Here is a 5,911-nt window from a genome sequence, read left to right as displayed (position 1 = left end):
CACGACGACCGGCTTCGAGTTCGCCGGCCTGGGCGACGTGGTGGACGCCGCCGGCCTGTGACGCCGGAGTGCCCCGCGCTCGTGCGTGCGCACGCGCGCGGGGCACCCCCGTCGCTCCGGTGGGGACGTCAGTTCCCCTCCGTTTCGAAGGTGCGGAGCAGATCGGCGGCGACGCTCACGGCGATGGTGGCCGGTTCCTTGCCGGTGATGTCGGCCAGCCCGATCGGGGTCTTGATCCGGTCGATCGCGGCCTCGTCGTGACCGCCCTCGGTGGCCAGGCGCCTGCGGAACCGCGCCCACTTGGCCGCCGACCCGATCAGCCCGATGGAGCCGAGGTGGGGGGCGCGCAGGGCGGCGTCGCACAGCGCGGCGTCCTCGGCGTGGTCATGGGTCATGATCAGGATGTGGGTGCCGCGCGGCAGCTCCTCCAGCACCTCCTCGGGCAGCAGCGGCGTGTGATGCACGTGCACCTGCGCCACCGCGTCCGCCAGCACGCCGAGCCGCTCCTCGGTGAGGATGTCGGCACGGCTGTCGATCAGGTGGAGGTCGAGGTCCTGCCGGGCCAGGATCCGCGCCAGTTCCAGCCCGACGTGCCCCACGCCGAAGACGGCCACCGCCCGGACCACCGGCAGGGGTTCGAGCAGCACCGAGACCGTGCCGCCGCAGCACTGCACGCCGTGCTGGTTGGTCACCTTGTCGTTCAGGGCGAAATCGATCAGCTCCGGCTCCGGCTTGGACGCGGCGATCATCTCCCGGGCCCGGTCGATCGCGACGGCCTCGACATTGCCGCCGCCGATCGAGCCCCACGTCTCGGTCCGCCCCACCACGAGCTTCGCGCCGGCGTCGCGCGGGGCGTGGCCGCGCACGGTCGCGACGGTCACCAGCACGCCGGGCTCCCGGCGTGCCCGCAACCGTGCGACCGCGGCGACCCACGTCATGTCAGGCACCGTGCAGCGCTTCCGCGCCGGTCCGGTCCCTGCCGTCGACGGCCCGGCCGTTCACGGCGTGGCCGTTGACGGCGATCCCGTCGCGGACCCGGCCGCTTCGGGAGGCATCGCCCCGGCGGGCCGCCTGGATCGCCCAGTACACCGCCTCGGGCGTCGCGGGCGAGGCCAACTCGACGCTCGCACCGCTCGGTCCGAACGCGGCGGCGGCCTGCCGCAGCGCCTCCCGAACCGAGAACGCCAGCATCAGCGGAGGCTCGCCCACCGCCTTGGAGCCGTAGACCGCGCCCTCCTCGGTGGCGTTCTCCAGCAGCGTGACGTTGAACTCCTCGGGCATCTCCGAGAAGCTCGGCAGCTTGTAGGTGCTGGCGGCCTGGGTCAGCAGCCGGCCGCGGTGCGGTCCGTCCCCGGCGTCCCAGCGCAGGTCCTCGAGCGTCAGCCAGCCCGCGCCCTGCACGAAGCCGCCCTCGACCTGACCGATGTCGATCAGTGGGGACAGGCTGTCTCCGACATCGTGCACGATGTCCACCCGCCGGATGCGGTACGCGCCGGTGAAGCCGTCCACCTCCACCTCGGTCGCGGCGGCGCCGTGGGCGAAGTACTTGAACGGCGAGCCCCGGAACGTCTTGGCGTCCCAGTGCAGCCCCTCGGTCCGGTAGAAACCGGCCGCCGACAGCTGGACCCGCTGGAAGTACGCCGTGCGCACCAGGTCGTCCCAGGCCAGCTCCTTGTCGCTGCCCAGCAGGCGTGCCACGCCGCCGACGATGCGTACGTCCGAGGCGTTGCCGCCCAACTGGCCGGCGGCCACCCGCAGCAGTCGCTCGCGCAGCTGCTCGCAGGCGTTCTTGATCGCCCCGCCGTTCAGGTCGGCTCCGGAACTGGCGGCGGTGGCCGAGGTGTTGGGCACCTTGTCGGTGCGTGTCGGGGCCAGCCGCACCTTGTGCAGCGGGATGCCCAGGGTGGTCGCGGCCACCTGCATCATCTTGGTGTGCAGGCCCTGGCCCATCTCGGTGCCGCCGTGGTTGATCAGGACCGAGCCGTCCTTGTAGATCAGCACCAGCGCGCCGCCCTGGTTGAAGGCGGTGAGGTTGAAGGAGATGCCGAACTTGATGCCGGTGAGCGCGAGCGCCCGCTTGGTGTGCGGGTGCGCGGCGTTGAACGCGGCGATCTCCCGCCTGCGGTCGGCGATGCCCGCGTCGTCCTTGACCTGCTGCCAGACCGTGGCGATCCGCTCGGCCTGCGTGACCGGCTGTCCGTACGGCGTCGTCTGGCCCTGGCCCGGCCGGTAGAAGTTGCGTTCGCGCAGCTCCATGGGGTCCAGGCCGAGCCGTGGTGCGCAGCGGCCGAGGATGTCCTCGATCACCAGCATGCCCTGCGGTCCGCCGAAGCCGCGGAAGGCGGTGTTGGAGACCGTGTTGGTCTTGGCGATACGGCCGGCGACACGCGCGTTGGGAATCCAGTAGGTGTTGTCGATGTGGCACAGCGCGCGGGCCAGCACCGGCTCGGACAGGTCCAGGCTCCAGCCGCCGTCGGCGACCAGGGTGGCGTCCAGGGCCTGGATGCGGCCCTCCGCGTCGAAGCCGATCCTCCACTTGGCGTGGAAGCCGTGCCGCTTGCCCGACATGGTCAGGTCCTGCGTCCGGTTGAGCCGGAACCGCACCGGCCGGCCGGTCAGCTTGGCGCCGAGCGCGGCGACGGCCGCGAACCCGTGCGGCTGCATCTCCTTGCCGCCGAAGCCGCCGCCCATGCGCAGGCACTGCACGGTCACCTCGTGGGAGGGCACGCCGAGCACGTGGGAGACGATCTCCTGGGTCTCCGAGGGGTGCTGGGTGCTGCTCTGGATGAACACCTGCCCGTTCTCGTCGATCTGGGCGAGGGCCGCGTGCGTCTCGAGGTAGAAGTGTTCCTGACCGGCGAACTGGAACTCACCGGTGAACACGTGCGCGGAGTCGGCGAAGCCGGCGTCGATGTCACCGGTCTCCATCAGGGGCTGGGCGCCGTGGTAGCTGCCGGCCGCCATGGCGTCCCGGAGGGTGATCAGGGAGGGCAGCTCCTCCAGCTCTACCTCGACGGCCGCCGCACCGAGCCGGGCCGCCTCCAGGGTCTCGCCGAGCACCCAGGCGACCGCGTGGCCGTGGAACATGACCTCGTCGGGGAAGAGCGGCTCGTCGTGCTTCATCCCGGCGTCGTTGACACCGGGCACGTCGGCACCGGTCAGCACGCGCACCACGCCGGGCACGGCGAGCGCCGGCTCGGTGCGCAGCGCGGTGATCCTGCCGTGGGCCTTCATGACCTGGACCGGGTAGGCGTGCAGCACGTCCTTGGTGCGCCAGACCAGGTCGTCGGTGTAGAGCGCGGTGCCGGTGACGTGCAGGGCGGCACTCTCGTGCGGCAGGGGGACGCCGACGACGGGGTTCTCGGGGCGTTCGGACAGATGACTCATGACGACACCGCCTCGGTGGTTCCAGCGTACAGCTTGAGCAGGCTCTGGCCGAGCATCGCGGAGCGGTAGTCGGCGCTGGCGCGGTGATCGCTCATCGGCGTGCCCTCGGCCCGCAGCACCCGGGCCGCCGCGTCGACGGTCTCCGCCGACCAGGGCTTGCCCTCCAGGGCCTCCTCGGTGGCGAGGGCGCGGATCGGGGTGGCTGCCACGCCGCCCAGCCCGATGCGTGCCTTGCGGACGGTCCCGTCCTCGATGTCGAGGGCGAAGGCGACCGCCACGCTGGAGATGTCGTCGAAGCGCCGCTTGGCGATCTTGTGGAAGGCCACGACAGGCGACTGCGGCAGCGGAACGCGTACCGCGCGGATCAGCTCGCCGGGGCGGCGCACGCTCTGCCGGTAGCCGGTGAAGTACTCCGCCAGCGGGACCTCGCGCTCGCCGTCGGCGTCGGCGAGCACGAGCGACGCCTCCAGCGCGAGCAGCACGGGCGGGCTGTCACCGATGGGCGAGCCGGTACCGAGGTTGCCGCCGAGGGTCGCGCTGTTGCGGATGAGCCGGGAGGCGAACTGCGGGAACAGCTCCGCGAGCAGCGGGACCTCGCCGTCGAGGCGGCGTTCGATCTCGGTGAGCGTCAGCGCCGCGCCGATCTCGACGGCGTCGGAGTCCACGCGCAGTTCACGCAGTTCCGGCAGCCGGTCGATGGCGACCACGCAATCCGCGCGGCGGGAGCGGATGTTCACCTCCACACCCCAGTCGGTGGAGCCGGCGACGACCACCGCGTCGGGCCGCTCGCGCAGCAGCCGGAGCGTCTCCTCCAGGGTGCTCTTGCGCACGAAGGCGCTGTCGTCCCGGGTGTATTCGGTGGCGACCGGCGCGGGCGGGTCCTGCTCGCGGCGCCGTGCCAGCGGGTCCTCCTCGGTGGGCGTACCGACGGCGAACGCGGCGTCGCGGATCGGGCGGTAGCCGGTGCAGCGGCACAGGTTTCCGCTCAGCGCGTGCAGGTCGAAACCGTTCGGACCGTGCTCGGCGTCGGTGTGGCCGGCCTGGTCCGCGTGGGCGCAGCGATCGGGCCGGTAGTACTCGGCGGCCATGCTGCAGACGAATCCCGGTGTGCAGTAGCCGCACTGCGAGCCGCCGCGGACCGCCATCTCCTCCTGCACGGGGTGCAGGGTGGACGGCTTGCCGGGCTCCCCGGCGGTGGCGAGGCCTTCGGCGGTGACGACCTCCTGGCCGTCGAGCGCCGCGACCGGGACCAGGCAGGCGTTGACCGCCACCCAGTCGGTGGGCTTGTTCACCCCGGGACGGGCCACCAGGACCGAACAGGCGCCGCACTCACCCTCGGCGCAGCCCTCCTTGGTGCCGGTGAGGCCGCGCTCGCGCAGGAAATCCAGCACCGTGGTGTGGGGCGCGGCCGGTGAAATCGGTGTTTCTTTCCCGTTGACCGTGATCCGCGCCGCTACCATGACAGGCCTTCATTCCGCTGTGCGATCGATCGATTCATCATGTTCGCCAATTTCAGGCAGCTTTCTGTGCTCAGACGCGCCACGTGAGAGCAGCGGGCGCAAAACGGCACTCGATTGACGACGTGCCGGGATGTCGTGAAGGAAAACTGAAGACGTGCCACGAACGGGCACACTGGAACGGCGTGTTCAGCAGCCGTGTGCGATGCGACCCGGAACCCAGACCGTGCGGCGAGCGAGGCGACCGAGATCAGAGCTGGTGTACATCCGCTGGTCGCCTCCTTTCGGCGGTTACGGTTCTACGTCTATCGCAAAATAGTGGCTTGGGCCACGTAATTCAAGAGGCCGGCCCCGGTTATTCACCCGGCGCGGAGGTTTCGTTTTCGCCGGTCAGCGGTCGACTGGTCAGTAGTCGACGCGGTCGGACTTCGCGATCCACGCGTCGAAAGGCGCGGTGCGCTCGGGCAGGTCCAGGTGGACGACCTGCAGGGGCCACGCCTCGGTGGGCCGCTTCTCGAACAGGTCGTAGAACTTGCGGTCGTCGAAACCGGCCACCGCGGCGTCGTTGCGGTCGGCGCAGTACACGAGCCGGTCCAGGCGCGCCCACAGGGCGGTGGACAGGCACATCGGGCACGGCTCGCACGAGGTGATCAGGGTGCAGCCTTCGAGGACGAAGGTGCCCAGTTCCCTGCAGGCGGCGCGGATCGCGTTGACCTCGGCGTGCGCGGACGGGTCGTTCGTCGCGGTGACCTGGTTGTGGGCGGTGGCGACGACCACGCCGTCCTTGGCGATCAGCGCGCCGAAGGGGCCGCCGCCGCTGTTGGCGCTGTCGGTGGCGACGGCGATGGCCTGCTGCATCCATTCCTGCTCGTTCTGCACGATGGTCGCGGTGTTCACGGTCACGGTTGCTCCTTGTCGAATGCCGTGGGGTGGAGTGCGGGTACCGTCGGGGAGGCGGCGGCACCCGCACGAACAGGGGTCCGGTCGGACGCGGCGCGGGTGCTCCGGGGGGTCCGGGTGCGGACGGGGCCCGGGCCGTGCTGATCGCGAAGGAGTACGTGAAGACG

General features: G+C 71.1%; 4 protein-coding genes. All 4 read right to left on the bottom strand.

Features of this window, described 5'->3' with window-relative positions; genetic code table 11:
• Positions 1-128: 128 nt before the first annotated feature.
• The gene (gene xdhC / locus H5J33_RS20820) at positions 129-938 is read right to left on the bottom strand and encodes a xanthine dehydrogenase accessory protein XdhC (RefSeq protein WP_181796437.1); all 810 of its coding nucleotides are present in this window, start codon (positions 936-938) and stop codon (positions 129-131) included.
• Position 939: 1 nt separating this feature from the next.
• Positions 940-3,387, bottom strand: coding sequence for a xanthine dehydrogenase molybdopterin binding subunit (gene xdhB, locus H5J33_RS20815; protein WP_181796436.1), 2,448 nt, complete (start codon positions 3,385-3,387; stop codon positions 940-942).
• Positions 3,384-4,847, bottom strand: a complete 1,464-nt coding sequence (locus H5J33_RS20810) for a xanthine dehydrogenase small subunit (protein WP_181796435.1) — start codon at positions 4,845-4,847, stop codon at positions 3,384-3,386. Before H5J33_RS20810 ends, xdhB begins: the two co-directional genes overlap by 4 nt.
• A 402-nt stretch (positions 4,848-5,249) precedes the next feature.
• Entirely contained in the window at positions 5,250-5,747 is a 498-nt protein-coding gene (locus H5J33_RS20805) for a nucleoside deaminase (RefSeq protein WP_309485455.1), read from the bottom strand.
• Between the last annotated feature and the right edge of the window lie 164 nt (positions 5,748-5,911).

The sequence above is a fragment of the Streptomyces sp. WELS2 genome (assembly GCF_013870595.1).
Lineage (GTDB): Bacteria > Actinomycetota > Actinomycetes > Streptomycetales > Streptomycetaceae > Streptomyces.
The sequence above is the reverse complement of the archived record's forward strand: the minus strand, read 5'-3'. Positions and strand labels throughout refer to the sequence as shown.

Bases quoted from the DNA above. Each gene is read 5' to 3' on its own strand.
- xdhC (WP_181796437.1), bottom strand. From the start codon at position 938: ATGACGTGGGTCGCCGCGGTCGCACGGTTGCGGGCACGCCGGGAGCCC.
- H5J33_RS20810 (WP_181796435.1), bottom strand. From the start codon at position 4,847: ATGGTAGCGGCGCGGATCACGGTCAACGGGAAAGAAACACCGATTTCA.
- xdhB (WP_181796436.1), bottom strand. From the start codon at position 3,387: ATGAGTCATCTGTCCGAACGCCCCGAGAACCCCGTCGTCGGCGTCCCC.